The 24,922-nt window shown below is 62.1% G+C and carries 25 protein-coding genes and 1 pseudogene; 13 read left to right on the top strand and 13 right to left on the bottom strand.

Annotated features, from left to right (window positions below):
• Nucleotides 1-11: 11 nt before the first annotated feature.
• The 4 genes from ATY29_RS10975 to ATY29_RS10960 form a co-directional block, all read right to left on the bottom strand.
• On the bottom strand, nt 12-278 hold the full coding sequence (locus ATY29_RS10975) for an usg protein (protein WP_003569157.1): 267 nt from the start codon (nt 276-278) through the stop codon (nt 12-14).
• Between the two features lie 213 nt (nt 279-491).
• Nucleotides 492-1,322 (bottom strand): ABC transporter permease, encoded by an 831-nt coding sequence (locus ATY29_RS10970; RefSeq protein ID WP_003569155.1) that lies wholly within the window; start codon nt 1,320-1,322, stop codon nt 492-494.
• A complete protein-coding gene (locus ATY29_RS10965) occupies nt 1,319-2,125 on the bottom strand; it encodes an ABC transporter permease (protein ID WP_003569153.1) in 807 nt (268 codons plus the stop codon). Before ATY29_RS10965 ends, ATY29_RS10970 begins: the two co-directional genes overlap by 4 nt.
• 113 nt (nt 2,126-2,238) lie before the next feature.
• The gene (locus ATY29_RS10960) at nt 2,239-3,012 is read right to left on the bottom strand and encodes a transporter substrate-binding domain-containing protein (protein ID WP_003569151.1); all 774 of its coding nucleotides are present in this window, start codon (nt 3,010-3,012) and stop codon (nt 2,239-2,241) included.
• A gap of 329 nt (nt 3,013-3,341) precedes the next feature.
• Between ATY29_RS10960 and ATY29_RS10955 the strand changes: the two genes are divergently transcribed.
• Nucleotides 3,342-5,540: an OmpA family protein gene (locus ATY29_RS10955; RefSeq protein ID WP_097532719.1), complete on the top strand. Its 2,199-nt coding sequence runs from the start codon at nt 3,342-3,344 to the stop codon at nt 5,538-5,540.
• 60 nt (nt 5,541-5,600) lie between these two features.
• Here ATY29_RS10955 and ATY29_RS10950 read toward each other — a convergent pair whose 3' ends face one another.
• Nucleotides 5,601-6,359: an alpha/beta fold hydrolase gene (locus tag ATY29_RS10950; RefSeq protein WP_097532718.1), complete on the bottom strand. Its 759-nt coding sequence runs from the start codon at nt 6,357-6,359 to the stop codon at nt 5,601-5,603.
• Nucleotides 6,360-6,413: 54 nt separating this feature from the next.
• Nucleotides 6,414-8,189: a cytochrome c biogenesis protein DipZ gene (locus ATY29_RS10945; protein WP_097532717.1), complete on the bottom strand. Its 1,776-nt coding sequence runs from the start codon at nt 8,187-8,189 to the stop codon at nt 6,414-6,416.
• Between the two features lie 333 nt (nt 8,190-8,522).
• Here ATY29_RS10945 and ATY29_RS10940 point away from each other — a divergent pair, with 333 nt between their 5' ends.
• The 8 genes from ATY29_RS10940 (at nt 8,523) to ATY29_RS10905 (ending at nt 14,596) form a co-directional block, all read left to right on the top strand.
• Complete coding sequence (locus ATY29_RS10940) at nt 8,523-9,557, top strand: alpha/beta fold hydrolase (protein ID WP_097532716.1); 1,035 nt, start codon at nt 8,523-8,525, stop codon at nt 9,555-9,557.
• A gap of 89 nt (nt 9,558-9,646) precedes the next feature.
• Nucleotides 9,647-10,387: a response regulator gene (locus ATY29_RS10935; RefSeq protein ID WP_003569140.1), complete on the top strand. Its 741-nt coding sequence runs from the start codon at nt 9,647-9,649 to the stop codon at nt 10,385-10,387.
• Complete coding sequence (locus ATY29_RS10930; RefSeq protein WP_003569139.1) at nt 10,384-11,706, top strand: sensor histidine kinase; 1,323 nt, start codon at nt 10,384-10,386, stop codon at nt 11,704-11,706. Before ATY29_RS10935 ends, ATY29_RS10930 begins: the two co-directional genes overlap by 4 nt.
• A gap of 192 nt (nt 11,707-11,898) precedes the next feature.
• A complete protein-coding gene (locus ATY29_RS10925; RefSeq protein WP_025416359.1) occupies nt 11,899-12,315 on the top strand; it encodes an organic hydroperoxide resistance protein in 417 nt (138 codons plus the stop codon).
• Nucleotides 12,316-12,564: 249 nt separating this feature from the next.
• Nucleotides 12,565-13,200, top strand: a complete 636-nt coding sequence (gene maiA / locus ATY29_RS10920) for a maleylacetoacetate isomerase (protein ID WP_003569131.1) — start codon at nt 12,565-12,567, stop codon at nt 13,198-13,200.
• A 71-nt stretch (nt 13,201-13,271) separates the two neighbouring features.
• Nucleotides 13,272-13,583 (top strand): ArsR/SmtB family transcription factor, encoded by a 312-nt coding sequence (locus ATY29_RS10915; RefSeq protein ID WP_172643036.1) that lies wholly within the window; start codon nt 13,272-13,274, stop codon nt 13,581-13,583.
• The gene (locus tag ATY29_RS10910; RefSeq protein WP_003569128.1) at nt 13,580-13,939 is read left to right on the top strand and encodes an SRPBCC family protein; all 360 of its coding nucleotides are present in this window, start codon (nt 13,580-13,582) and stop codon (nt 13,937-13,939) included. Before ATY29_RS10915 ends, ATY29_RS10910 begins: the two co-directional genes overlap by 4 nt.
• Nucleotides 13,940-13,984: 45 nt before the next feature.
• A complete protein-coding gene (locus tag ATY29_RS10905) occupies nt 13,985-14,596 on the top strand; it encodes an ATP-dependent Clp protease proteolytic subunit (protein WP_003569127.1) in 612 nt (203 codons plus the stop codon).
• A gap of 122 nt (nt 14,597-14,718) precedes the next feature.
• On the opposite strand, the gene ATY29_RS10900 is transcribed toward ATY29_RS10905, so the two are convergent.
• Both ATY29_RS10900 and ATY29_RS10895 read right to left on the bottom strand, forming a co-directional pair.
• On the bottom strand, nt 14,719-15,708 hold the full coding sequence (locus ATY29_RS10900; protein ID WP_003569125.1) for an aldo/keto reductase: 990 nt from the start codon (nt 15,706-15,708) through the stop codon (nt 14,719-14,721).
• Nucleotides 15,709-15,721: 13 nt separating this feature from the next.
• Complete coding sequence (locus ATY29_RS10895; RefSeq protein ID WP_003569124.1) at nt 15,722-16,117, bottom strand: (R)-mandelonitrile lyase; 396 nt, start codon at nt 16,115-16,117, stop codon at nt 15,722-15,724.
• A 147-nt stretch (nt 16,118-16,264) separates the two neighbouring features.
• Here ATY29_RS10895 and ATY29_RS10890 point away from each other — a divergent pair.
• The 3 genes and pseudogenes from ATY29_RS10890 to ATY29_RS10880 all read left to right on the top strand — a co-directional run bounded on the left by ATY29_RS10890 (nt 16,265) and on the right by ATY29_RS10880 (nt 20,968).
• Nucleotides 16,265-17,159: pseudogene (locus tag ATY29_RS10890) on the top strand (LysR family transcriptional regulator).
• 157 nt (nt 17,160-17,316) lie between these two features.
• The gene (locus ATY29_RS10885; protein ID WP_003569122.1) at nt 17,317-18,828 is read left to right on the top strand and encodes an ATPase domain-containing protein; all 1,512 of its coding nucleotides are present in this window, start codon (nt 17,317-17,319) and stop codon (nt 18,826-18,828) included.
• Entirely contained in the window at nt 18,821-20,968 is a 2,148-nt protein-coding gene (locus ATY29_RS10880) for a hybrid sensor histidine kinase/response regulator (protein WP_280176721.1), read from the top strand. The genes ATY29_RS10885 and ATY29_RS10880 overlap by 8 nt, the downstream gene beginning before the upstream one ends.
• On the opposite strand, the gene mobB is transcribed toward ATY29_RS10880, so the two are convergent.
• The 4 genes from mobB to ATY29_RS10860 form a co-directional block, all read right to left on the bottom strand.
• A complete protein-coding gene (gene mobB, locus ATY29_RS10875; protein WP_003569119.1) occupies nt 20,900-21,421 on the bottom strand; it encodes a molybdopterin-guanine dinucleotide biosynthesis protein B in 522 nt (173 codons plus the stop codon). The two genes, ATY29_RS10880 and mobB, sit on opposite strands and share 69 nt — an antisense overlap.
• Nucleotides 21,418-22,047, bottom strand: a complete 630-nt coding sequence (gene mobA / locus ATY29_RS10870) for a molybdenum cofactor guanylyltransferase MobA (RefSeq protein WP_097532823.1) — start codon at nt 22,045-22,047, stop codon at nt 21,418-21,420. Before mobA ends, mobB begins: the two co-directional genes overlap by 4 nt.
• Nucleotides 22,048-22,057: 10 nt before the next feature.
• A complete protein-coding gene (locus tag ATY29_RS10865) occupies nt 22,058-22,966 on the bottom strand; it encodes a DMT family transporter (RefSeq protein WP_003569116.1) in 909 nt (302 codons plus the stop codon).
• A 68-nt stretch (nt 22,967-23,034) separates the two neighbouring features.
• Nucleotides 23,035-23,244, bottom strand: coding sequence for a hypothetical protein (locus ATY29_RS10860; RefSeq protein ID WP_025416348.1), 210 nt, complete (start codon nt 23,242-23,244; stop codon nt 23,035-23,037).
• Nucleotides 23,245-23,294: 50 nt separating this feature from the next.
• On the opposite strand from ATY29_RS10860, the gene ATY29_RS10855 reads away from it, so the two are divergent.
• The gene (locus ATY29_RS10855; protein WP_003569115.1) at nt 23,295-24,062 is read left to right on the top strand and encodes an SDR family oxidoreductase; all 768 of its coding nucleotides are present in this window, start codon (nt 23,295-23,297) and stop codon (nt 24,060-24,062) included.
• A gap of 42 nt (nt 24,063-24,104) precedes the next feature.
• On the opposite strand, the gene ATY29_RS10850 is transcribed toward ATY29_RS10855, so the two are convergent.
• Nucleotides 24,105-24,887: a glucose 1-dehydrogenase gene (locus ATY29_RS10850; protein WP_003569113.1), complete on the bottom strand. Its 783-nt coding sequence runs from the start codon at nt 24,885-24,887 to the stop codon at nt 24,105-24,107.
• Nucleotides 24,888-24,922: the final 35 nt, after the last annotated feature.

Below are 24,922 nucleotides of genomic sequence, written 5' to 3'. Positions count from 1 at the left end.
GCGCGCGCCGCTCAGTGCAGGATGAACTCGCCTTTCAGCGCCCGCCACTCGGTCGCCGAGATCAGCTTGCGGTGGATGTAGCGCACCGAATGCAGCGGGCCATCGAGCTTTTCTTCCCAGAATTTCAGGAAGCCGCGCATTTCGGGGAAATCGGGGGCGAGGTCATATTCCTGCCAGACGTAGCTTTGCAGGATCGCCGGATGGTCCGGCAGGTGGTAGAGGATCTGGGCGGTGGTCAGGCCATAGCCCTGCAGTTGTTTTTCCATGTCCTTGTGCATCGTATTCCGCTTCTTCTCGTTCCCACTCGCGCGCTTATTAGCGCTACGTCATAGGGAAACATGCGAGTGGTTAACGAAAACTTTACAGATACTGCATGAAAGGACAATTGATTTTTAATATCAAGGGCTTGGCAGCACGATTCCGAGAGTGCTGCCAGCCCCGGTTTCTGGTTCATTATTCCAAAACCGCGACACAGTTTTGGGCGTCATGCATCAGCGCTTGAGATGCCGGGTCAGGCGGCGCTCGATCCACGCCCAGACATGGCGCAACGCCTCAACAATGGCGAGGTAGAAGATCGCCGCCCAGAGATAGGTCTGGTAGTCGAAGGTGCGGGAGAAGGCGTAGCGGGTTTCGCCCATCAGGTCGAGCACGGTGATGATGGCGACGACCGCCGAACCCTTGATCAAAAGGATGATCTCGTTGCCATAAGGGCGAAGTGCGACGATGAGAGCCTGCGGCAGGATGATTTTGCGGAAGGCGATGAATTTGTGGATGCCGAGTGCCGCGGCCGCCTCGCGCTGGCCGTGCGGAACGCTTTCGATCGCGCCGCGCAGGATTTCCGCCTGATAGGCCGCGGTATTGATGGTCATGGCGAAGATGCCGCAATACCAGGCGTCGCGGAAGAACCACCAGATGCCGACGGCCTCCAGCTGCGGCCGAAACACGCCCAGGCCGTAATAGACCAGGAACAGCTGGGCAAGCAGCGGCGTGCCGCGGAAGAAATATATATAGCCATAGGCGAGCCAGTTCAGCACCCTGTTGTTCGACAGGCGCGCCATGGCGAGCGGCAGCGACAGGACGGCGCCGCAGATGACCGAGATGGAAACGAGGCCAAGCGTCACCCCGAGGCCATGCAGGTAACGCGGCCCGTAGCGGGTGAACTTCTCCAGATCCCAGCCATTGATGACGGTGTAGATCAGCAGTGCCGCAAACAGCGCCCAAATGGCCACGAAGATGTAGCCGGCAAGGCGTGCCGTCGTCATTGGCTTTGCCAGTGCACGGGGGGCTGGCTGGGGCGGGATCAATGTTTCAGCGTAGCTCATCGCCGGACCTCCGAACGCTTTGCCCAGCGGTCGACATAGACGAGCAGGAAGGAGGAGAGGACGGCGAGCACCAGATAGAGGCAACAGGCCAGGCCATAAAAGAAGAAGGGTTCCTTGGTCACGCGCACAGCGACGCTCGTCTGGCGCAGAATGTCGGAAAGGCTGATGATCGAAACGTAGGAGGTGTCCTTCAGCAGCACCATCCAGAGGTTCGTCAGGCCCGGCAATGCGATGCGCACGAGCTGCGGCAGGACGATCAAGCGCAGCGTCCGGCCGCGGTGCAGGCCGAGCGCGTATCCCGCCTCATATTGGCCATTGGGAATGGCGCGAAAGGCTGAGAGCAGCACTTCCGAACAGTAGGCGGAGAAGACCACCGACAGTGCGATGACGCCGGCGAGGAAGGCGTTGATCTCGACCGGCGGTCCGTCATAGCCGACGAAGGTCAGCAGAGACTGGATCAGCATCTGCATGCCGTAATAGATGATGAAGAGCGTCAGCAGCTCCGGCAGGCCGCGGAAGATCGTGGTGTATATGCCCGCCGCCAGCCGCAGCGGCTTTTCCTCCGACTGCTGGCCGAGCGCCACGAGAAAACCGATGATGAGGCCGATCGGCAAGGTGACGATCGCCACCGAAACGGTAATCTGCAGGCCGAGCGCGATCTCGTCACCCCAGCCGGTATCGCCACACGCAAGAAGCGTCGACTGACCAAACCAGGTGAAGATACCGACGGGTCCGCATAGCGGATCGAAAATGTGCACAAGTGAGCTCCAGAAGGAGCCGAGCGCGGAAAATAATCCGCCCATGCGTGAATTCCCCTCACGGCTTTTGCCGTTTTAATCTTGCCACCTTTGTCAAACAAAAATGGCGGAAGAGCAAGCCTTCCGCCATTCGCTTTCATCGGCAGATACCGATTTTCTTATTCGCCGTAAACGTCGAAATCGAAGTACTTGTCCTGGATCTTCTTGTACTCACCGCTGGCGCGGATCGCAGCGATGGCGGTGTTCAGCTTTTCCTTCAGCGGATCGCCTTTACGGATGGCGATACCGGCGCCGTTACCGTTGATTTCCTTGTCGACCGGCAGGGTCGTCAGGATCTTGCAGCAGGCGCCGGCGTCGGACTTGACCCACTCGGAAAGCACGACGACGTCGTCGATGACGGCATCGACACGGCCGCTGGAAACGTCGAGCTTGTATTCGTCAGCCGTCGGGTAAAGCTTCAACTCGGTGTCGGCGAGGTGCTTCTCGGCGTAGTTGGCATGGGTCGTCGAGGTCTGTGCGCCGATCACCTTGCCCTTGAGGCCGGCGACGTCGGTGATTTTGGAATCCTTCGGCACGGCGATGGCCGGAGGGGTGTTGTAGTACTTGTTGGAGAAGTCGACGAGCTTGAGGCGCTCCGGCGTGATCGACATGGAGGAAACGATCATGTCGAACTTCTTGGCGTTGAGCGCCGGAATGATGCCGTCCCAGTCGGTGCTGACGAAGGAGCATTCGGCCTTCATCTCGGCACAGAGCGCCTTGGTGATGTCGATGTCGAAGCCCTGGATCGTGCCGCTGGCATCGACGAACTCGAAGGGCGGATAGGTCGAATCGGTGCCGATCACATACTTTTCGCCATCGGCCATGGCCGAACCGGCGAAAAGGGACATCGCCGCGATCGAGGCTGCCGCGAAAATACGGGTGGAGATATGCATGAGGATCCTCTCTGTTGGTAGCCGTCGCTCTTTTTCTCGTGGGCTGACGGCCGCAGTTCAACGGTCCAAGACCGCCTTGCGGCGATAATCAGACTTTTTTTCATGGAATTGCAACACAAATCCCATCGCAATTGGGCGGTGCAAATAGCAGGCGAGATGAACGCCGGCAGACTGCAACATTCACGCGAGGTTAATCCGCGGCTTCCTAGAACCGGAACAAATCGGCGGCTCGGCGATTGCCATTTCGCCGTTTCGCCTCAATGCGACGCTAGGGGCGGAAGCAGGGCCTGTCGGCCTTCAGGAAGCTCAAACAGGATCGAGGATACCCGATGGGCATGAAATCAAGATTGTTCGCGAGTGCGGCTTTTCCGCTGCTTTCCCTTTCGCTGGCTCTGCAGCCGGCATCGGCGATGGCGAGCGCGCGCGGGGTGGCGACAGAGGCCGCAGCCGTTCGTCAGGTTGAACAGGGCAGCTTCGAGGTGGCGCAGGACGCGCCTCAGGATGCGCCTTCCGAGGAGGAGCTGCTGAAGAAAAAGAAGAAGCAGAAGGAAGACGCTCCGGCCGAACAGGCGCCCGCTGCCGAGCAGCCGAAGGAGGCGCCCGCCGAAAAGCCGAAGGCCGAGCGCAAGGAGGCACCGGCGCCTGAACCCAAGGCAGAGCCAGAACCGCCAAAGGCTGAAGCGCCGAAGGAAGAGCCCGCGCCGAAGGCCGAAAGCAAGCCGGAGCGCAAGGCCAAGCAGGAAGCCCAGCCCGAGGCAATGCCGGAGGCCGCGCCGCAGCAGGAGCAGCCTGTAACGCAGGAGAAGCCGAGGAAGCCGAAGAAGCAGGCCGAGCCGGAGGCGCAGCCGCAACCTGAACAGCAGCCCGCAGCAAAGGAAGCGCAGCCGGAGACGGACCAGGCGCAGCCGGAAGCCAAGCCGGAAGGCGGCAAGCGGGCCAAAGGGCAGGACAAGGCCCAGGGCAAGGATAAAGGCAAGGGCAAGGCCGAGACCGCTGCGCCCGAGGCCGTGACGCCTGCCGAGGAACAAGCCAAACCCGAAGTCAAACCGGAGGCAAAACCCGCCGCCGAGGCGCCGGCAGAGAAGAAGCCGGTAAAGGGTGAGGCCGCAGCGCCCGCAGATAAGCCGACCGAAGGCAAAGTGACCGAAGGCAAGGCGACTGAAGATAAGGCGACTGAAGGCAAGGCGGCGGCGCCTGCTGTCGCACCCGCCGAAAAGCCGAAGGACGGTACCGCGGCAAAGCCTGCCGGTGAACAGCCGGCAGCACCCGCGACTGACACCGCCCAGCCGCTGCCCGATGCCAGCGGCGGCCAACAGGCGGAGCAGGCCATTCCGGCGCCTGAGAAAGTATCACCCGAGGAGCTGGAGCGCCGCAAGAAGATCGCCGCAGATCCAGCCAAGAGCAATGAGACCGTCGTGCTGCCGGTCGAGAACGGTGCGGCCGTGCTCGACAGCGACAAGGATGCCGACCGCAGCAAAGGCCGGGAAGGCCGTCGCGACCGCGACAAGCAGCGCGCCGACAGCCAGGACTTCAAGGTGCCGACCTCGGATGCCGAAGCGCAGGCCGCTACCGGTACCAAGGCGCCTGCGCCTGTCAAGCTCGAAGCGGTGACCAGCGAGAAGGGCACCAAGCTCGACGAGCGGCCGCGATTTGCCCGCCCTGACGGCGCTCGGTACAGCGACAGCCAAGACGACGGCCGCGTGATCATCCAGTACAACAATCAGGTGATCGTGCGCGGCGACGACGATAGGCGCTTCCTGCGCGACGGCGAGCGGCCGAGCTACGAAGAGCTGTCAGGCGATCGCTACCGCGAGACGATCACGCGACCTGAAGGCTACCGCATCGTCACCATCCGCAATCGCTATGGTGATATCATCCAGCGGTCGCGCGTCGATGCCCGCGGGCGCGAGCATGTGCTTTATTACTCGCAGGACCTGTATGAGGATCCGGACCGCGACTATTTCGAGGATCCGGGCGCCGACCTGCCGCCGATGCGGCTGCGCGTGCCGCTCAGCGATTACATCATCGACACTCGCAGTGACCCGGACCGGGACTATTACGAGTTCCTGAGCGAGCCGCCCGTCGAGCCGGTCGAGCGCGTCTATTCGCTGGATGAGGTGAAGTATTCCGCTCGTATCCGCGACAAGGTGCGCCGCATCGATCTCGACACGGTGACCTTCGCGACGGGCAGCGCCGATATCCCAATGACCCAGGCACGCACCCTGCGCAAGGTCGCCGACGCGATCAGCCAGGTGCTGAAGAAGGATCCGAGCGAGACCTTCCTGATTGAGGGCCATACGGATGCCGTCGGCTCCGATCAGAGCAACCTGGTCCTCTCGGACCAGCGGGCCGAATCGGTCGCCAACGTGCTCTCCGACGTCTACGGCATCCCGCCGGAAAACCTGGCGACGCAGGGCTATGGCGAGCGCTACCTGAAGGTCAATACGGTAGGCCCCGAACAGGAAAATCGCCGCGTCACAATCCGCCGCGTCACCGCGCTGGTCCGCCCGGTCGCGGCCAACCAGTAAAGACGTTTTGCCCCTCTCCATCTGTGGAGAGGGGCAATTCGCTTCGCCATCCGGCTGCCGCTATTTGCCGGCTTGTTTGGCTGCCTTTTCGATGGCGTCGGCGACCTTCTCCGGCTGGGACACGAAGACGGCGTGGCTGGCCTTGATCTCGGTTACTTCGCTGCCGGCTCGTTTTGCCATGTCGCGCTCGAGTTCGGGGTTGATGGAGCGGTCGTCAGTGGCGACGATCGACCAGCTGCGCTTGGTGCGCCAGGCCGGTTGATTGATCTTGGCTGCGAAGGCCTGTTTTGAGACGAAGACCTGCGACCTTGCCATGAAATCGGCTTCAGCTTTCGGCAGGTCGGCTGCGAAATCCGCGGCGAAGGCGGCCGGATCGAGATAGAGATATTTGCCGTCCTTCGTTTCCTTGATATCCATGCTGCCGGTGGGCTTCGAGCTGGCGAGGCTGAGCACGCTTTCGTCCTTGTCGGGCTGAAATGCCGCGACATAGACGAGGCCTGCGACATTCGGATCATTGCCGGCTTCGGTGATGACCATGCCGCCATAGCTGTGTCCGACGAGCAGGATCGGTCCGTCCTGAAGGTCGAGAACCCGCTTCGTCGCCGCGACATCCTCATCGAGCGAGGTGAGGGGCTCCTGGACGATGGTGACGTTGAAGCCGCGCTTTTCGAGAATCTCCGTCGCCTTGCGCCATCCCGAGCCGTCTGCCAGCGCGCCGTGGACGATCACGATGTTCTTGACCGCGGCAGCCTCGGCTGCAAACGCGATTGTAGTGGTGGCAAATGCGAGGGCTGCGGTGAAAAGAAGACGTCTGTTCATAGGTGTGATTCCTTTGGGTCGATGTTGAGGATCGGGATAGTGCCGGGTTCAGGCTCAGCCGAATGTGAAGGCGTAGGCTTGGACGCCGGAATCTAAAAAGCGGATTTCGAAGTTGCGGGCGGTGACGGTGCCGGACTGGCGCACGAGCTGGTAAAGCCTGGTCGCGGTCACGGTACCGTTGCCGTCGGCATCGATGTCGGAGCCGTGGTCCGGGCCTGGCGCCTTGCCGTCGATCTTCACCTGGAAGCGGATTGATTTGCCGTCGGCGCCGGGCCCAAGAACGAGATGTAGGTCGCGGGCGCTGAATCGGTAGGTGATGCTACCGCCGGCCTGATCGAGCATCGCCTGATCCTTGCCGACAGTCCAGGTTCCGACTAGACCCCATCCGTTGAGGCCCGGTTCGGTGATCGAATAGGTGTGCGGCGTATCGGCTTGCAGTCCTTCGGGTGAGGCGAAATTCGCCGCCTGTTCGTAGCCGAGATAGGTCTCGCCGGAGCGGATGTTGGAGAGGTCGGGACCTGCTTCAATACCCTTCGCGTCGGGCACGACCGGCGCGCTTGCCGTCGTCTGGCTGCCGGCCTCGCGCAGCAGGTCCTGAATGGCCTTCTCGGTCCTGCCATAGTTGCCTTCGCCGAAATGGTGGTAGCGGATTTGGCCCTCGGCATCGATCAGATAGGCGGCCGGCCAATAGCTGTTTTCGAAGGCGCGCCAGATTTTGTAATCATTGTCGATCGCGACGGGATAGCCGATCTGGAAGTCACCGACCGCCTTCCTGACGTTGTCGATTTTTTTCTCGAAGGCGAATTCCGGGGCGTGGACGCCGATTACCACAAGGCCCTGATCCGCGTATTTTTCCGCCCAGGCTCTGACATAGGGGATGGTGCGAATGCAGTTGATGCAGGAGTACGTCCAGAAATCGACCAGTACCACTTTGCCGCGCAGCTGCTCACTGGTCAGAGGCTTTGAGTTCAGCCATTCCACTGCGCCGTCGAGCGGAGGTGCGTAGCCTTCGACGGGCAGATCGCTGCGGAAGGGCTGCTTTTCATCGGCAGCAGCGGTCATCACCTCGTTGCTCGCCACTTCGGGGGACGGGCCGCCCAGCGGCTTTGCATGCAGCCTGTCGAGCACGGCCTGTTCCAGCGATGCGGTGCTGGCGTAGGAAAGCCGGGACAGCAGGGTGGTGTCGAGACCGAACGCGATGACGGCGACGCCGGCCAGCACGGCCGCACCGAGGACCTGGCGAATCCGGTCGCCAAGGCCGAGGGAACGCTTCATGGCGGCGAATATCCTGCCGCCGACAAGCAGGGCGACGGCAAGCGAGCTGGCGGCGCCGGCGGCATAGGCTGCGAGCAGGAAGGTGGTCTGCAGGTTGGCGCCCTGCAGGGCGGCGCCGGTCAGAACGAGGCCGAGGATCGGTCCGGCGCAGGGCGCCCAGAGCAATCCGGTGGCGACGCCGAGAAGAAGTCCGCTTTTCACCGTCGCGGTGCCGCGTCCACCACCCGAGGCGTTCAGCAGATTGTTTCCGAGCTCGACGACCGGCCGGGCAAGGGTGGTGGCAAAACGCGGCGAAAGCAGGCTGACGCCAAAAAGACCGAGCATGACGATCGCGGCGAGGCGGCCATATTCATTGGCGCGGATCGCCCAGCTGCCGCCGACCGCCGCAAGGGTGGCGACGAGGGCGAAGGTGGCGGCCATGCCGGTGAGCATTGGCATCGTGCTTCGGACGAAGGGCTGTCCGGCACGGGCAAAGACGAAGGGGAGGATGGGGAGGATGCAGGGGCTGAGGATGGTCAGCGCGCCTCCGAGATAGGCAATGATCAGCAATGTCATCATCGTTTCCTTTGAAACCGATTGATCGGGCTCTGGACGGCGATGGGCCTGAACCAGCAACGGCGGGGATATGGCCGGGCGGACGTATCGCCGATGTGTCCGGTTTTATGGGGAAATGTACCGAACTATTGCGGCTGGGCGCCGGCGATACAAAGCGATACAAACTGCCGGCCTGACGGGCTGCGGCAGAACGGCGGCGGCCGGCGCGATTGTATCAGACTGTATCCCGGCGGCCGGAAGCTACATCCGCATTCAAAACCGATGGCTCGTGACATATCGCTGATACAAGCGGAACGTCTTTAGAGCGGGTGATTCATTCGATAGGAGAGACCGATGTCAGAGCAAATCAACCATCACCGCCGCCGTTTCTTCGGCATGACCGCTATCGCCCTTGCGGCGGTCGAATTCGGCGTGGCCGGCACGGCGGCTGCCCAGTCGGCGCTGCCTGATGTGAGGGCCGGAACCAACACGTCGTTCGAGGCGCTGAAGCAGGTGAATGCCGGGGTGCTTGATATCGGTTACGCCGAGGCGGGCAAGGCGGATGGCCCTGTGGTGTTGCTGCTGCATGGTTGGCCCTATGACATCTATAGTTTCGTCGACGTCGCGCCGCTGCTTGCCTCGGCGGGCTATAGGGTGATCGTGCCTTATCTGCGCGGTTACGGCACGACCCGGTTTCTGGACCAAGCAACAGCGCGCAATGGTCAGCCGTCGGCGATCGCTGCCGATATGATCGCGCTGCTCGATGCGCTCGATATCGAGAAGGCGGTGGTTGCCGGCTACGACTGGGGCGGGCGGACTGCCAACATTATGGCGGCATTGTGGCCGGAGCGCTGCAAGGCGATGGTCTCGGTGAGCGGCTACCTGATCGGCAGCCAGGAGGCCAACCTGAAGCCGCTGCCGCCGAAGGCCGAACTTGCCTGGTGGTATCAATTCTATTTTGCAACCGAGCGTGGGCGGCTGGGTTATCAGAGCAACACTCATGATTTCGCAAAGCTGATCTGGCAGACGGCGTCGCCGAAGTGGAATTTCGACAATGCGACGTTCGACAGATCGGCCGCCGCCTTCGACAATCCCGACCATGTCGAAATCGTCATTCACAATTACCGCTGGCGCCTGGGGCTGGTCGAAGGCGAGGCCAAATACGATGCCTATGAGGCGACGCTTGCCGCATTGCCGATGATTTCGGTGCCCACGATCACCATGGAAGGCGATGCAAACGGTGCGCCGCATCCCGAGCCCTCCGCCTATGCCGGAAAGTTTTCGGGCAGATACGAGCATCGCACGATCGGCGGCGGCATCGGCCACAACCTGCCGCAGGAGGCACCGCAGGCCTTCGCGCAGGCGGTCATCGACGTCGACCGCTTCTGATCGACGAGGCCGGCCGCAGAGCTTCGTTGCTCCGGCCGGCCGAATATGCGTAGGTCGGGGCCGCTTTTATCGGTAAGGAACACGGACATATGGATCATGTCGATCACATCCTGGTCGTCGATGACGATCGCGAAATCCGCGAGCTGGTGTCGGGCTATCTGCAGAAAAATGGCCTGAGGACCAGCGTTGCCGCGGACGGGCGCCAGATGCGCAGCTTTCTCGACGCCAATGCCGTCGACCTGATCGTGCTCGACGTGATGATGCCCGGCGACGACGGGCTGGTGTTGTGCCGCGAGCTGCGCTCCGGCCGGCATAAGGCGATCCCGATCCTGATGCTGACAGCCCGCACTGACGAGATGGACCGGATACTCGGATTGGAGATGGGCGCCGACGACTATCTCGCCAAGCCCTTTGCCGCGCGCGAGCTGCTCGCCCGGATCAAGGCGGTGCTGCGGCGCACGCGCATGCTGCCGCCCAACCTGCAGATCAGCGGGGCCGGGCAGCTGCTGACTTTCGGCGACTGGCGGCTCGACACGGTCGCCCGCCATCTTCTCAACAAGGAGGGGACCGCGATTGCGCTTAGCGGCGCCGAATACCGCCTGCTTCGGGTCTTCATCGATCACCCGCAGCGGGTGCTCAATCGCGATCAGCTGCTGAGCCTGACGCAGGGCCGCGACGCCGATCTGTTCGATCGTTCGATCGATCTCCTGGTCAGCCGCCTGCGCCAGCGACTGGGAGACGATGCACGCGAACCGACCTACATCAAGACGGTGCGCAGCGAAGGCTATGTCTTTTCCGTTCCGGTCGAAATCACGGAGCTGCGCCCATGAGGGCGACGATCCCCCTGTTTTCGAGCCTGGCGTGGCCGAGGACGTTGCGGTCGCGGATCTTCCTCATCCTGCTGATCGGTCTCGCCTTTGCCTATGGGCTGTCCTTCAGCGTGCTCTATATGGAGCGCACTATGTCGGCCAAGGCCGTGATGCTCGGCACGCTGGAGAATGACGTCGCAACGTCGATTGCCGTTCTCGACCGGCTGCCGTCCAGTGAGCGCGGCGACCTGCTGGATTGGCTGAGCCGCGGCAACTACCGCTTCGAACTCGGACCTGGCTTGGCCGGTGTGCCTGACGGCTCCAGAAAGGCAAGGGAGATCGCAGGAAAGATAGAGGCGGCGGCCGGCCACCGCTTTCCGATCCGTATTGAACGGATTCCGGGTGAGGTGAACCGATTGCAGGCGCATTTGACGCTGAGCGACGGAAGCCCGCTGACGATCGATGTCACGCCGAGAGGCGTCATGCCGATCGCCGCATGGCTGCCCTATGTCTTCGTCATCCAGATGCTGCTGCTCTTCCTCTGCACCTGGTTTGCGGTTCGCCAAGTGATCCGGCCGCTCGGCGCGCTTGCCGCCGCTGCCGATGCCCTCGACCCCAACAAGGATGGTGCAGCCTTGAGCGAGGCGGGTCCGAGCGAGGTCGCGCATGCGGCCCGCGCCTTCAACGCGATGCGGGAGAGGATCGCCCATTACCTCGAAGAGCGCGTGCAGATCCTGGCGGCGATCTCGCACGACCTGCAGACGCCGATCACCCGCATGCGGCTGCGCGCCGACATGGCGGAAGATTCGCCCGAGAGGGACAAGCTGGTGCACGATCTCGGCGAGATCCAGCGCCTCGTCCAGGACGGCATCGCCTATGCCCGCAGCGCGCATGGCAGCGGCGAGAACAATGCCCGCATCGATCTCGCCTCGTTCATCGACAGCATAGCCTACGACTATCAGGACACCGGAAAGGCGGTGACGGTCGTCGGGCTGGTTCAGGGCGCCGCCTTGACCAAGCCGCATGCGCTTCGCCGCATCCTGTCGAATTTCATCGACAATGCTTTGAAATTTGCCGGGGCCGCCGAAATCAGCGTCGAGCACAACGCGGAAAATCGTGTCGTCATCACCGTGATGGACCGCGGGCCCGGAATTCCAGACGACATGCTGGAAGCCGCCATGCAGCCGTTCTTCCGGCTGGAGCAATCCCGCAACCGGGAGACCGGCGGCACGGGCCTCGGTCTTGCGATCGCCCAGCAGTTGACCGCCAAGATCGGCGGAACGCTCCGGCTCTACAACCGCGCCGGCGGCGGGCTGGCCGCAGAAGTCACCCTTCGGTGATGATGGGATCGTCGGAATTTTTCCGGCGGTTTTGTATGGGAAAACGTTCGGGATACCGGATGCTACGTTTTGTGACACTTCGGCCGATTTCAGAAACATGCCGGATATATCGGTCGGTCAAACCACACTCCGTCAACGCAGTCGCCTGAGGCGACAGACTCGCCTTTATCGACGCAACACAAGGAGTGTTCCATGACCATGATCGACAAGGTTCTCTATACGGGCAAGACACGCACGACCGGCGGGCGCGACGGCGCTTCGCAGAGTGACGACGGAGAGCTGGATATCAAGCTTTCGCCTCCCGGCAGCGCGCGGCCCGGCACCAATCCCGAACAGCTTTTCGCTGCCGGCTGGTCTGCCTGTTTTCTCGGCGCAATCGGGATTGCCGCTGGCAAGCTGAAGGTCAGGCTTCCGGCCGAGACCGCGGTGAATGCCGAAGTCGATCTCGGAACGACTGACGGCGACTATTTCCTGCAGGCCCGCCTCAAGGTCAGCCTGCCTGATATCGAAGCGGATGTGGCAAAGGCACTGGTGGATGAAGCACACCGGACCTGCCCCTATTCGAAGGCCACGCGCGGCAATATCCATGTTGAATTGACTGTTGCCTGACCGATGGGATTGCCCTCGTGGCCATTGGCGGCGAGAGCATGCTACCGGATCCGAAAGCCAGCAAGACGAGGCCGACCGGGCCTCGTCAACGGAGGATTTGATGCGATTGATGATCATCTGCATTTTGGGAGCGACGGTCTTCGCCGCGCCCTGCATCTACGACGTAAGCTCGCGGGAGCCTTCGCCGCTTGCCGGCCTCGTGACGGCGGCATCTGCGGTTTCCTCTTCAGGCCAACAGGGAGAAAGACAGTGAAGCTCTACCAGAACGAAATTTCCTCAGCGACGTCGAGAGTCCGGATCGCGCTCGCCCTGAAGGGGCTGACGGCCGAGGCGCTGCCGGTCACCATTCTCGGTGAAGAGGCAGAGAGCCGGCAGGCGGGATACCGAAGCGTCAATCCGCAGGGGCTGGTGCCGGCCTTGCTGACGGATGACGGCGTCCTCATCACCCAGTCGCTGGCAATCGTCGAATATCTCGATGAGATCAAACCTGAGCCGCCGCTGCTGCCCGACACGGCGGAGGGTAGGGCGCTGGCGCGGTCGATCGCGCTGGCGATCGCAGCCGAGATCCATGCGCTCTTACCGCCGCGGATCGGCCTGCATCTGCGCGCCGCGTTCCAGGCCGATACCGATGCCATAACCGCCTGGAGCCGCCATTGGGTCGGCGAGGGGATGGCCGCCGTGGAGACGATGATCGCCGGCCGCCGGCAAGGCGCCTTCGCCGTCGGGGACCGGCCTGGCATTGCCGATATCTTCCTCTTCCCGCAGGCAATCAGCGCCCGGCGCATGGGCTTCGATCTCGCCCAGTGGCCTGATATCGCGGAGATTGTCGGCAGGCTCGAGGCGATACCGGCTTTCCAGGAGAATGCGCCGGCGCCGAGGCGGTGATGCCTGCTAATTGACAAAAAGCCTGAAGCGGGCTTGCAAATCACATAAGTGCGTGCTTATGTGATGTTGTGATGGAACATGATATTTTCCGAGCTTTGGCCGATCCAACCCGCCGCACGATTTTCGAGAGGTTGGCGAACGGCAGCATGAATGCCAGTGCGCTTCGGCAGGGAATGGATATCAGCCAACCGGCGATGTCCCAACACCTCGCCGTGTTGCGGAAGGCAAGACTGGTGCGCGAACAGCGGGAGGGGCGTTTCGTGAATTACGAAGTCGATCCGGACGGGCTCGCCCTCATCGTCCAATGGCTGGCTAAATATCGTGCCTATTGGCCCACCCGTATCGACGCTCTCAAGCTCTTGCTGAAGGATATGGATCAATGAGCGACATGAAGGCCAAGGTGCAGAAAACCGGATTCGAACAGCAATACGAGCTGGACGCGGCGCCGGAAAAAGTCTGGCGCGCGATCAGCATTGCCGAATTTCGGGAGAGGTGGCTGCCGAAAGAAGCGCTTGCCGATCCGCAATCCGTTTCCGAGACGCCGGGCAAGGAAGTCCGCTACAGATTGCGCGACGACACCCCGCCATTCCTCGAAAGCTTTGTCACCTTCACGATTGCCCCGAATAGATCGGGCGGAACCAGCCTGCGGATCATCCACGAGCTGGCGGGCGCGACCTTGGAGCGGCTTGCGAAGACGGTCGCCAACAGCAACAGCCAGACCCTGATGCTCGCCGCCTGAGGCGGCAGGCCTTTCCTATCAATTTCCGGATATTGGAGTTCGCCAATGCGCGAAGCGATGCAACTCGTCCCTATGGTCGTCGAACAATCCAATCGAGGGGAGCGATCATTCGATATCTACTCCCGTCTGCTCCGAGAGAGGATCATCTTCCTCAATGGGGAGGTAAACGACACCGTCTCGGCGCTCGTCTGCGCGCAATTGCTGTTTCTTGAAGCCGAAAATCCCAAGAGGCCGATCCATCTTTACATCAATTCGCCAGGCGGCGTCGTGACCAGCGGTCTCGCGATGTACGATACCATGCGCTACATCCGTGCGCCGGTGCATACGCTATGCATGGGGACTGCCCGTTCGATGGGTTCGTTCCTGTTGATGTCAGGCCAGCCAGGGGAGCGGACAGCGCTTCCCAATTCCAGCATTCATATTCACCAGCCATTGGGCGGTTTCCAGGGTCAGGCATCGGACATGTTCATCCATGCCGAAGAAATGAGACGGACAAAGCATCGCATGACGCGGCTCTACGCCGAACATTGCGGGCGCACCTACGAAGAATTCGAGCAGGCGATGGACCGCGACCGTTTCATGACGGCGGAAGAGGCCGTGGAATGGGGTCTTATCGACCGCATTCTCCAGGTTCGGGAAGATACGACCGACCAATGACTTGCCGACAGATCATCTGCTGTACGACCCCGTCTGCGACCAAAGCCTGCGACGTAGCCGGCTGCAGATGCTTGGGGCACAAGCCCGAGCATGGCGAAAACGGTAGCGCCCACTTCCGCTTTTCAGCGATTAACCCTTGCTTGCAAATGCGCGGGATAACGATCGCCCTCCACCTTGATGGTGGCGAGCGCGTTTTCGATCTTGTGGAGATCCTCGGCCGTCAGTTCGACCTCGGCGGCGCGGATATTCTCCTCGAGGCGATGCAGCTTGGTGGTGCCGGGGATCGGTACGATCCAAGGTTTCTGCGCCAGCAGCCATGCGAGCGCCACCTGCGCTGAGGTGGCCTTCTTGTCTGCGGCGATGACGGCGAGGAGATCGACGAGCGCCTGGTTGGCCTTGCGCGCCTCTTTCGAAAAGCGCGGCACGATGTTGCGGAAATCCTTGCTGTCGAAAGTCGTTGTCTCGCTGATCGCACCGGTGAGAAAGCCCTTACCGAGCGGGCTGAACGGCACGAAGCCGATGCCGAGCTCTTCGAGCGTCGGCAGAATGTCCTGCTCGGGCTCGCGCCACCATAAGGAATATTCGCTCTGCAGCGCCGTCACCGGCTGGACGGCATGGGCGCGGCGGATCGTCCGGACGCTCGCTTCCGAGAGGCCGAAATGTCTCACCTTGCCTTCTGAGATCAGCGCCTTGACCGTGCCTGCGACCTCTTCGATCGGAACATCCGGATCGACGCGATGCTGGTAGAACAGATCGATGACGTCGGTCTTCAAGCGCTTCAGCGCCTGATCGGCAACCGCGCGGATCTGTTCCGGCCGGCTGTTCATGCCGCTCTGACCGCCATTGGCATCGAAGTTGAAGCCGAATTTGGTGGCGATCACCACCTCGCTGCGGAAGGGAGCAAGAGCCTCTCCCAAAAGCTCTTCGTTTCTATAGGGTCCATAAGCCTCGGCCGTATCGAAGAAGGTCACGCCGCGTTCGAACGCCTGCCGGATCAGCGCGACCGCTTCCTGAATATCTGTCGCCGGGCCATAACCATAACTCACCCCCATGCAGCCGAGACCGATGGCTGAGACCTGGAGACCACTCTTTCCGAGTTCACGCGTCTGCATCGCCGTTTCCTCTCTAGGCTTGATATTCACTATCGGTGACATGCTCCATCCAGTCGACGAGCTTGCCGTCGAGCTGTTCCTGGATGGCGATATGGGTCATTGCCGTCGTCGGCGATGCGCCGTGCCAATGGCGTTCACCGGGGGAGAACCAGACGACGTCGCCGGCGCGGATTTCCTCGACGGGCCTACCTTCGCGCTGCACGCGGCCGCAGCCCGACGTGACGATCAGCGTCTGGCCGAGCGGATGGGTATGCCAGGCGGTCCGGGCGCCGGGCTCGAAAGTGACGCTGGCGCCGGCCGCGCGGGCCGGATCGGTCACCTGAAAGAGAGGATCGATGCGCACCGTACCGGTGAACCAGTCGGCCGGTCCCTTCGCCGAGGGCTGCGAGCCGTTTCGTTTGATTTCCATGATCGTCCTTCCTTGTGTCGGATGGTGGGGAACGGTTGGTCCGCTCACGGCGGATGTCTTCGTCCATCGATGACAGGTTATTTAGCGCGTGCCTTTGGTGGGGATTAGATGGTAATCGTGGCAAGGACCTATGAGAAGGTTTCATGAATGCCGCGTCCTGCCATCAATGACCTGATCGCCTTCCTTGCCGTTGCGCGCGCTCAAAGCTTTACCAAGGCGGCGGGGCGGCTCGGTGTGTCGCAATCGGCGCTCAGCCATACTATCCGGGGGCTCGAGGAGCGGCTTGGGCTCAGATTGCTGACACGCACGACGCGCAGCGTCTCGCCGACGGAGGCCGGTCAACGCCTGCTTCTCACCATCGGTCCGCGGCTCGACGAGATCGAGACCGAGCTTGCCGCCTTGAGCGCGTTTCGGGAAAAGCCGGCCGGCACTATCCGCATCAATGCCGGCGAACATGCGGCAGATGCGATCCTCTGGCCTGCCTTGGAAAAGCTCCTGCCGGATTATCCCGATATCCAGGTCGAGATCATCGTCGATTACGGACTGACCGACATCGTCGCAGAGCGCTACGATGCGGGCGTGCGGCTGGGGGAGCAGGTGGCGAAGGACATGATTGCGGTGCGCATCGGTCCCGACATGCGCATGGCTGTGGTTGGTGCACCCGCCTATTTCGAAGGACGCCCGAAACCGCAGACGCCGCAGGATCTTACCGAGCACAACTGTATCAACCTGCGCCTGCCGACCTATGGCAGCGTCTATGCATGGGAATTCGAGCGGGACGGGCACGAGTTGATAGGTTCGCGTCGAGGGACAGGTGACCTTCAACAATATCGCGCTGAGGCAGAATGCCGCGCTCGCCGGAGTGGGGCTGGCATATCTGCCTGAAGATGCCGTGCAGACGCATCTTGCCGATGGGCGGCTGGTGCGGGTGCTGGAGGATTGGTGTCCGCCGTTTCCCGGCTACCATCTGTATTATCCGAGCCGCCGGCACGCTTCGGCGGCTTTCGCTCTCGTCGTCGACGCGCTTCGCTATCGAGGATAGAGGGCGGATTCAGGTTCCGCCGGCGAGCGAGTATTACCCCAGCATTTGTTTCAATACTCCGACATGCGCGTTGCCGGGAGCGAAAACTTGCTGTGCCGGTGATTTGACATTCGATCACTCCCCACTAATTCACACTTGAAACTGAAGGAAACAATGAATGAATACTGCGGCACCTGCCACGAAAGCCCGGACCGGCGTGTCCGGCCTGGATACAATTCTGGCAGGGGGGCTCTCGCCCGGGCACGTGTTCCTCCTGGAGGGAAATCCAGGAGCGGGCAAGACAACGATTGCGCTGCAATTCCTGATCGAGGGCGCACGGCTCGGCGAGCGCGGGCTTTACATCACGCTGTCCGAAACCGATGACGAACTTCGGGCCGGCGCCGCGTCGCACGGGATGGTCCTCGACGACAACATCGAAGTCTTCGAGGTGGTGCCGCCGGAAAGCCTGCTCGACGCCGACCAGCAACAGAGCCTGCTTTATTCGTCAGACCTCGAACTCGGAGAGACGACAAGGGAAATCTTCGCGACTTTCGAGCGGATCAAGCCGAAGCGGGTGGTTCTCGACAGCCTGTCCGAGATCAGGCTGCTCGCGCAAAGCTCGTTGCGTTACCGCCGGCAGATCCTGGCGCTCAAACATTATTTTGCCCGACAAGGAGCGACCGTCCTTCTCCTCGACGATCTGACCTCCGACACGCTCGACAAAACGGTGCATAGCGTTGTGCACGGGGTCATCCATCTCGACGAGCTGGCGCCGACTTACGGCGCGGAACGGCGACGCTTGAGAGTTACCAAATATCGCGGCCAGGCTTTCCGCGGCGGCTATCATGATTTCACCATTCAGACCGGTGGTGTCGTCGTGTTTCCGCGTCTCGTCGCCGCCGAACACAGGACGAGTTATGTTCGAGATCAGCTTCCCAGCAATATTCCCGGGCTGGACCTGCTGCTGGGCGGCGGGCTCGAGCGAGGGTCCAGTACGCTCATCCTCGGTCCCGCCGGTACCGGCAAGAGCACTTTCTCGTTTCAATTCCTGATGGCGGCCATCGCGCGTGGCGAAAAGGCAGCTGCCTTCGTTTTCGACGAGGAGCTTGGCTTGCTGTTTACGCGGCTGAAACCGCTCGGCATGGACCTCGAGGCCTTGAGGGATGAAGGTCTGTTGCATATCGAGCAGCTCGATGCCGCGGAGCTGTCACCCGGCGAATTTGCTCATCGCGTGTGTGCTTGTGTCGACAGGTCGGGAGCAAAGACGGTCATCATCGACAGCATCAACGGTTACCAGGCTGCCATGCCGGATGAGAACTCGCTGATATTGCATATGCACGAGCTGCTGCAATATCTGAACAGGCAAGGCGCGAACACCTTCCTCACGGTCGCCCAGCACGGACTGGTCGACGACATGAAGGCCCCCGTCGACGTGACCTATCTTGCCGACACCGTCATCCTGCTGCGTTATTTCGAGGCGGTAGGACGTGTGCGGCGGGCTGTCTCCGTGATCAAGAAGAGAACCGGCCACCACGAGGACACCATCCGGGAGTATCGGATCGATGCCGACGGCCTGACGATCGGAGAACCCGTTGTCGGTTTTCAGGGAGTGCTTCGCGGCGTCCCAGAATTCGTCGCGACGTCCGCCGCACTTTTGCCAACCGACAGCGAGGACGGCGCCGATTCCTAATTCCCGCAATCCGAAGGCCCTGATCTATGCACCGGCCGGACGCGACGCCCAGGTTGCAGCATCGTTGACCGATGAGGCCGGATTATCATCGATCGCAGTTGCGGATTTGAATCTCTTCGCATCATCGCTCGATGACGACGTTGCGGTTGGGGTCCTGACGGAGGAGGCAGTCCGCGGCAGCGACCTGACGCCGGTGGCCGCCTGGGTTGCCGCCCAGCCAAGCTGGTCCGACCTACCGTTCATCGTCCTTACCCAACGCGGTGGAGGACCGGAACAAAACCCCGCCGCCGCCAGGCTTTCCGAGGTTCTCGGCAATGTGACCTTCCTCGAAAGGCCGTTCCATGCCACGTCCTTCGTCAGCATTGCGCGGACCGCACTGAAGGGACGTCTGCGCCAATATGAGGCGCGAACCCGGCTTGAGGCGCTCAGCGAGGGAGAGCGGCGGTTGCAGACGGCACTGGCCGCCGGTCGTCTCGGGGCGTGGGAGCTTGAATTGTCCTCGATGGCCTTGACCGCCTCAGCGACCTGCAAGGCGGTCTTCGGCCGAGGACCGGATGATGATGTCACGCGTGACGATCTGATCGCGAGCATCCATCCCGACGACCGGGACTTTGTGCTGGAACGCCTGCGTCAGACGATCGACACCGGACGCGACTATTCGCTCGAGCACAGGACGATCTGGCCGGACGGATCGCTGCATTGGACCGAAGTCCACGCACAGCTTTACGCTGATAGATATGGTTCCGCAAGGAAGCTCGTCGGCGTCTGCTCCGATACCACCGCCCGCAAGACCATCGAGGAAAATCTGAGGCGGCTCAATGAGAACCTCGAAGAACGGGTCAGGGAACGGACAAGGGAGGTCAATGCCGCTCACCAGACCTTGCTCGAAGAAGTCGCCCAGCGCGAAAGAGCCGAGGAGCAGCTTCGCCAATCCCAGAAAATGGAAGCGATCGGCCAGCTCACCGGCGGCGTCGCGCATGATTTCAACAATCTGCTGATGGTGGTTCTCGGAAATCTGGAACTGCTCGGCAAGTATGTCGCCGGCGACGCCAAGGCGACGCGCCTGGTCGACGGGGCCGTTCAGGGTGCGCGGCGCGGGGCGGCGCTGACGCAGCGGCTGCTGGCTTTTGCCAGACAGCAGGATCTGCAGGTCAAGCCTGTCGATCTTGGCGATCTGGTGACCGGCATGAACGACCTGCTGCGGCGTTCGGTCGGATCCTCGGTCAGCATCGAGACCATCCTGCCGGCGACGCTGCCGCCGGCGCTTGTCGATGCGAACCAGCTCGAGCTGGCGCTGCTCAACCTTGCTGTCAATGCTCGCGATGCGATGCCGGCGGGCGGGACGCTGCGCATATCTTTGCGCCAGGAAAGGGTTGCCGGCAAAGGCGGCGATCTCAACGAGGGAAACTATCTCGTCTTGGCGGTGGCCGACTGCGGCACCGGCATGGACGCGGAGACGCTGAAGAAGGCCGTCGATCCGTTTTTCTCGACCAAGGAACTGGGAAAGGGCACGGGCCTCGGCCTGTCGATGATCCACGGCCTCGCCGTTCAGCTCAATGGCGCACTTCTTCTGACAAGCGAACTTGGGGTGGGAACAACCGCCGAATTGTGGCTGCCGGCGACCGAACAGCGCCCCGAGCAAGCGAACGAAGCAGCGCTGCCTGATTCAGATACAGCACCCAGGCTGAAGATCCTTCTGGTCGACGACGATGCCTTGATCGCCATGAGCTCGGTCGACATGCTCGAAGATCTCGGCCACGAGGTCGTCGAGGCAAATTCCGGCTTGGAGGCGCTTGAGCTGATCAGGAACGGCCAGCCTTTCGATCTTGTCATCACCGATTATTCGATGCCCGGTATGACCGGCGCACAGCTCGCTGAGGCGGCGCGGGACATTCTGCCAGCGCTTCCGATCGTGCTGGCCACGGGTTATGCCGATCTACCCGCCGGCACCGACATCGATCTTCCGAGGCTGGCGAAACCTTATAACCAGGCGCAGCTTGCCAAGGAAATCAGCAAGGCAGTGGCAGCCGAAGCGGCCCCGGTTCCCAGATCCGGCAGCGGCGCCGGCGCTTCAGGATCTCGCCTGGCCAAGGCCGACGATCGCTGCGATGAAATCGGCGATGGCGCCTGTGTCGTCTAGATCGAAGACAGGCAGGGCCGTATCAGCGACGGCATGATCGGCGGCAATGGCGCGAATGTGGGGATCGCTCGGCGCCAGCGGTTGGCGATTGGCCGCTTCGACGCGGCGAGCCTCGATCTTCGGGATCGGTTCGCGCTTGTAGCCTTCGATCAGGACGAGATCGCAGGGGGCGAGACGAGCAAGAATCTCCTCGAACTCCGGTTCAGGCGCGCCCCGCAGCTCGTGCATGATGGCGTAGCGGGTGCCGGAGACGATGGTGACCTCATGGGCGCCGGCCTGGCGGTGGCGGTAGCTGTCGGCGCCCACCTTGTCGATGTCGAAATCATGATGGGCGTGCTTGATCGTCGAGATGCTGTAGCCGCGGCGGGTGAACTCAGTCACCAGGCGGACGGCGAGCCCCGTCTTGCCCGAGTTCTTCCAGCCGGCGATACCGAAGACTTTGGGTGCGGTCATGCGCGAAGGGCCTCCAGCCAGCGTTCCGCCTCGATAAGATCGTCAGGCGTGTTGATGTTGAAGAAGGGATCGAGCAGGCTGGCGCGGGTCGGATGCAAGGGAAAGCTTACTTCCGTAACGTCATGCCGTAACAGGAAGTCGCGCACCCGGCGCTTTTCGTCGGTGGCGATCCAGGCTTCGAGGTCGGCGGCGAGCGTCACAGGCCAGAGACCGAAGACGGGATGGCTGCGGCCTTCGGAGGCGGCGATGGCAATCTGCAACGGATGTTCGAGCGCTGCGGCCAGCCGGGCGACCAGATCAGCGGGGAAGAACGGGCAGTCGATCGAGACGGTGACGACATGGGTGATCGCGGGAAGACCGGCGGCATAGACCATCGCAGCATGAATGCCGGCGAGCGGCCCGGCCTTGCCGGGTAAATGGTCGGGAACAACGGGTACATTCTCGGCGGCGGCATCGGCATTGATGGCAACGTGGGCGACCTGCTGCGAAAGGCGGGTCAGCACATGGCGGAGCAGGCTTTCGGCCCCGAGCATAACGCCCGCCTTGTCGCGGCCCATGCGCTGTGAGCGACCGCCGGCCAGCACGACGCCTGATATATTGGATCTGTCCAACGAGAATTCAGTCATCATCCCTGCCTCAAACCGGCGAGCGCGGCGCGGATTCCTGCGCGATCGGGGGTACGCGGCGCTTGGCTTCACGATAGAACGTATAGAGGCCGGAAGCGATGACGATTGCGGCGCCGATGAGCGTCCAGCTGTCAGGCACTTCAGCGAAGAAGAAAAAGCCGAGCAGCGAGGAGAAGATCAGGCTGGTATAGCGGAACGGCGCGACGAAGGAGATTTCGCCGGTGCGCATGGCGAGGATGACCGACTGGTAGCCGACGAGCACCAGCACCGAGGCGAGCAGCAAATGCCCGAGCGAAGTCGCGCTGACCGGCTGCCAGCCGCCGAGCACGGGGATGAGCAAGGCGCCGAAGACGGAGATTGAGATGGCGGTGATGACGGTGATCATCAGCGAGGGAATCTCCGGGTCGATCGAGCGGGTGGCGAGATCGCGGCCGGCGGTCGTCAGCACGGCGCCGACGCAGAGCAGGGCGGCGGCGGTGAATCCTTCCGGTCCGGGGCGGATGATGATCATGACGCCGACGAGGCCGACTGTTATCGCCGACCAGCGCCGCCAGCCGACGGGCTCGCGGAAGAACAGCGCCGCACCGAAGGTGACGACCAGCGGCAGCGATTGCAGGATCGCCGAGGCATTGGCGATCGGCATCATGCCGAGCGCAGTGATATAGGTGACAGCGGAGAACATCTCGCAGACGATGCGCAGGATGATGATCGGCTTCAGCACGATGCGCCAGGAGCGCAACGCGCCCATTTTCTTGGCGATCAGATAGACGAGCAGGCTGGTGAAAAGGCCGCGCAGGAACATGATCTCGCCGGCGTTCATATAGGCGACCACCGACTTGGAGAGGGCATCGCTTGCGGAAAAGCCGGCCATCGCCATGCTCATATAGATGGCGCCCTCAGTATTGCGTGACCGCGGCATGAAGAGATTCCCTTTACCTGTGCGCCCCTTCTTAGTCGGGAAGATACATGAAGGGAATCGGATGAATGTCACACCCGGGATAAATCGATGATGCGGCGCACAATGGTGTTGACGCAGCGGCAGGCGCGTTTTGAAAACCACAGCAAAGCAGCGTTTTGCAATGCGAATTCCGATATTTCGATATGTCGATCGAGGCTTCTGCCCTTGTTCGGCGCCGACCTGATCGCATGGGCATCCGTGGTTTTTCTTTCGTCCGCACGGGAAACGGGTGGCTGCATCGGCTGATGTTTGAGATCTCAGTTGCCTCGACAACTGAGGAGAAACGGACATGACACTTCTGAACGACAAGGTCGCGATCATCACCGGCGCAAGCTCCGGCATCGGCCGGGCGGCGGCGAAGCTCTTTGCGCGGCAAGGCGCGAAGCTCGTGGTCACCGCAAGGCGACAAGAGGCGCTCGACGCCGTCGTCGCCGAAATCGAGGCGGAGGGCGGGCAGACTGTCGCCATATCGGGCGATGTCAGGGACGAGGCGCTGCAGGCAAGGCTCACCGACACGGCGGTTTCGCGCTTCGGCAGGCTCGACATCGCCTTCAACAATGCCGGCAGCGTCGGCGAAATGGGACCGGTTGCCGGCCTCTCGGTGGAAGGCTGGCGTGAGACGATCGAGACCAATCTCACCGCCGCCTTCCTCGGCGCCAAACATCAGTCGGCGGCGATGGGAGAGGGCGGCGGTTCGCTGATTTTCACCTCCACCTTCGTCGGCCACACCGCCGGCATGCCCGGCATGGCCGCCTATGCCGCGAGCAAAGCGGGGCTGATCGGCTTCGTGCAGGTGCTCGCCGCCGAACTCGGGCGGCAGAACATCCGCGTCAACGCCTTGCTTCCCGGCGGCACCGATACGCCGGCCAGCATCACCAACGCGCCTGGTGCGACGCCGGATCTGCTCGCCTTCGTCGAGGGACTGCATGCGCTGAAGCGCATGGCCCAGCCGGAAGAGATCGCCAATGCGGCGTTGTTTCTGGCGTCGGACATGGCGAGCTTCGTGACCGGCACGGCGATGCTGGCGGATGGTGGGGTTTCGATCAGTCGGACGTAGGATTGGTGGTGGAGCGCCTGCGCTCCGCCGCCCAGTTCCCGCCTAAGACATAATCAACCCGCCATCGACGTTGATCGTCTGGCCGGTGATGTAGGCGGCGTCGTCGCTGGCGAGGAAAGTCACCAGGCCGGCGACGTCCTCGCCGGAGCCGGCGCGTTTCATCGGGATGCCTTCGACCCATTCCTTCATCAGTTCACCGGGGGCGTAGTTGCCGAGCAGTTTGCCCCAGGCCTGGTCGTTATAGGCCCACATGTCGGTTTCGATGATGCCGGGGCAGAAGGCGTTGACGGTGATCTTCTCGGTGGCGACTTCCTTGGCCAGGCTCTGGGTGATGCCGACGACACCCATTTTCGAGGCGGCGTAATGCGGGGTGTAGATGAAGCCATCGCGGGCTTGGCCGGAGGCGGTGTTGATGATGCGGCCGCCGCGCTTGTGCTTGCGCATTCTTGCAATGGCCTCCTGGGCGCAGAGGAAGACGCCCTTGGTGTTGACGGCCATGACCTTGTCCCACTCGTTTTCGGTCAGGTCCTCGACGCGGGCGATGGTGATGACGCCGGCGTTCTGGATCGAGACGTCGACGGCGCCGAATTCCTGCTCGGCGGTATCATATAGGGCGGTGACGCTTGCCTTGTCGGTGACGTCGCCGATGAAGGAGATCGCCTTGCCGCCTTCGGCTCGGATCTGCTCGGCGACGTTATGGACGAGGTCTTCATTGGCCGAAACGACGAGATTGGCGCCTTCGCGCGCAAAGCGCCTGGCGATCGCCGCTCCGATGCCGCGGCTGCCCCCCGTGATGACGACAGTCTTTTGCTCAAAGCGTTTCATGCTTTTTCCTTCCCGGTATCCTGACATAAACAGCA

It is taken from the genome of Rhizobium hidalgonense (genome assembly GCF_002914525.1).
Lineage (GTDB): Bacteria > Pseudomonadota > Alphaproteobacteria > Rhizobiales > Rhizobiaceae > Rhizobium > Rhizobium hidalgonense.
This window is presented reverse-complemented; position numbering and strand designations above follow the sequence as displayed.

Coding starts and splice junctions, on each gene's coding strand:
- ATY29_RS10975 (WP_003569157.1), bottom strand. CDS start 278: ATGCACAAGGACATGGAAAAACAACTGCAGGGCTATGGCCTGACCACC.
- ATY29_RS10970 (WP_003569155.1), bottom strand. CDS start 1,322: ATGAGCTACGCTGAAACATTGATCCCGCCCCAGCCAGCCCCCCGTGCA.
- ATY29_RS10965 (WP_003569153.1), bottom strand. CDS start 2,125: ATGGGCGGATTATTTTCCGCGCTCGGCTCCTTCTGGAGCTCACTTGTG.
- ATY29_RS10960 (WP_003569151.1), bottom strand. CDS start 3,012: ATGCATATCTCCACCCGTATTTTCGCGGCAGCCTCGATCGCGGCGATG.
- ATY29_RS10955 (WP_097532719.1), top strand. CDS start 3,342: ATGGGCATGAAATCAAGATTGTTCGCGAGTGCGGCTTTTCCGCTGCTT.
- ATY29_RS10950 (WP_097532718.1), bottom strand. CDS start 6,359: ATGAACAGACGTCTTCTTTTCACCGCAGCCCTCGCATTTGCCACCACT.
- ATY29_RS10945 (WP_097532717.1), bottom strand. CDS start 8,189: ATGACATTGCTGATCATTGCCTATCTCGGAGGCGCGCTGACCATCCTC.
- ATY29_RS10940 (WP_097532716.1), top strand. CDS start 8,523: ATGTCAGAGCAAATCAACCATCACCGCCGCCGTTTCTTCGGCATGACC.
- ATY29_RS10935 (WP_003569140.1), top strand. CDS start 9,647: ATGGATCATGTCGATCACATCCTGGTCGTCGATGACGATCGCGAAATC.
- ATY29_RS10930 (WP_003569139.1), top strand. CDS start 10,384: ATGAGGGCGACGATCCCCCTGTTTTCGAGCCTGGCGTGGCCGAGGACG.
- ATY29_RS10925 (WP_025416359.1), top strand. CDS start 11,899: ATGACCATGATCGACAAGGTTCTCTATACGGGCAAGACACGCACGACC.
- ATY29_RS10915 (WP_172643036.1), top strand. CDS start 13,272: ATGGAACATGATATTTTCCGAGCTTTGGCCGATCCAACCCGCCGCACG.
- ATY29_RS10910 (WP_003569128.1), top strand. CDS start 13,580: ATGAGCGACATGAAGGCCAAGGTGCAGAAAACCGGATTCGAACAGCAA.
- ATY29_RS10905 (WP_003569127.1), top strand. CDS start 13,985: ATGCGCGAAGCGATGCAACTCGTCCCTATGGTCGTCGAACAATCCAAT.
- ATY29_RS10900 (WP_003569125.1), bottom strand. CDS start 15,708: ATGCAGACGCGTGAACTCGGAAAGAGTGGTCTCCAGGTCTCAGCCATC.
- ATY29_RS10895 (WP_003569124.1), bottom strand. CDS start 16,117: ATGGAAATCAAACGAAACGGCTCGCAGCCCTCGGCGAAGGGACCGGCC.
- ATY29_RS10885 (WP_003569122.1), top strand. CDS start 17,317: ATGAATACTGCGGCACCTGCCACGAAAGCCCGGACCGGCGTGTCCGGC.
- mobB (WP_003569119.1), bottom strand. CDS start 21,421: ATGACCGCACCCAAAGTCTTCGGTATCGCCGGCTGGAAGAACTCGGGC.
- mobA (WP_097532823.1), bottom strand. CDS start 22,047: ATGACTGAATTCTCGTTGGACAGATCCAATATATCAGGCGTCGTGCTG.
- ATY29_RS10865 (WP_003569116.1), bottom strand. CDS start 22,966: ATGCCGCGGTCACGCAATACTGAGGGCGCCATCTATATGAGCATGGCG.
- ATY29_RS10860 (WP_025416348.1), bottom strand. CDS start 23,244: ATGCAGCCACCCGTTTCCCGTGCGGACGAAAGAAAAACCACGGATGCC.
- ATY29_RS10855 (WP_003569115.1), top strand. CDS start 23,295: ATGACACTTCTGAACGACAAGGTCGCGATCATCACCGGCGCAAGCTCC.
- ATY29_RS10850 (WP_003569113.1), bottom strand. CDS start 24,887: ATGAAACGCTTTGAGCAAAAGACTGTCGTCATCACGGGGGGCAGCCGC.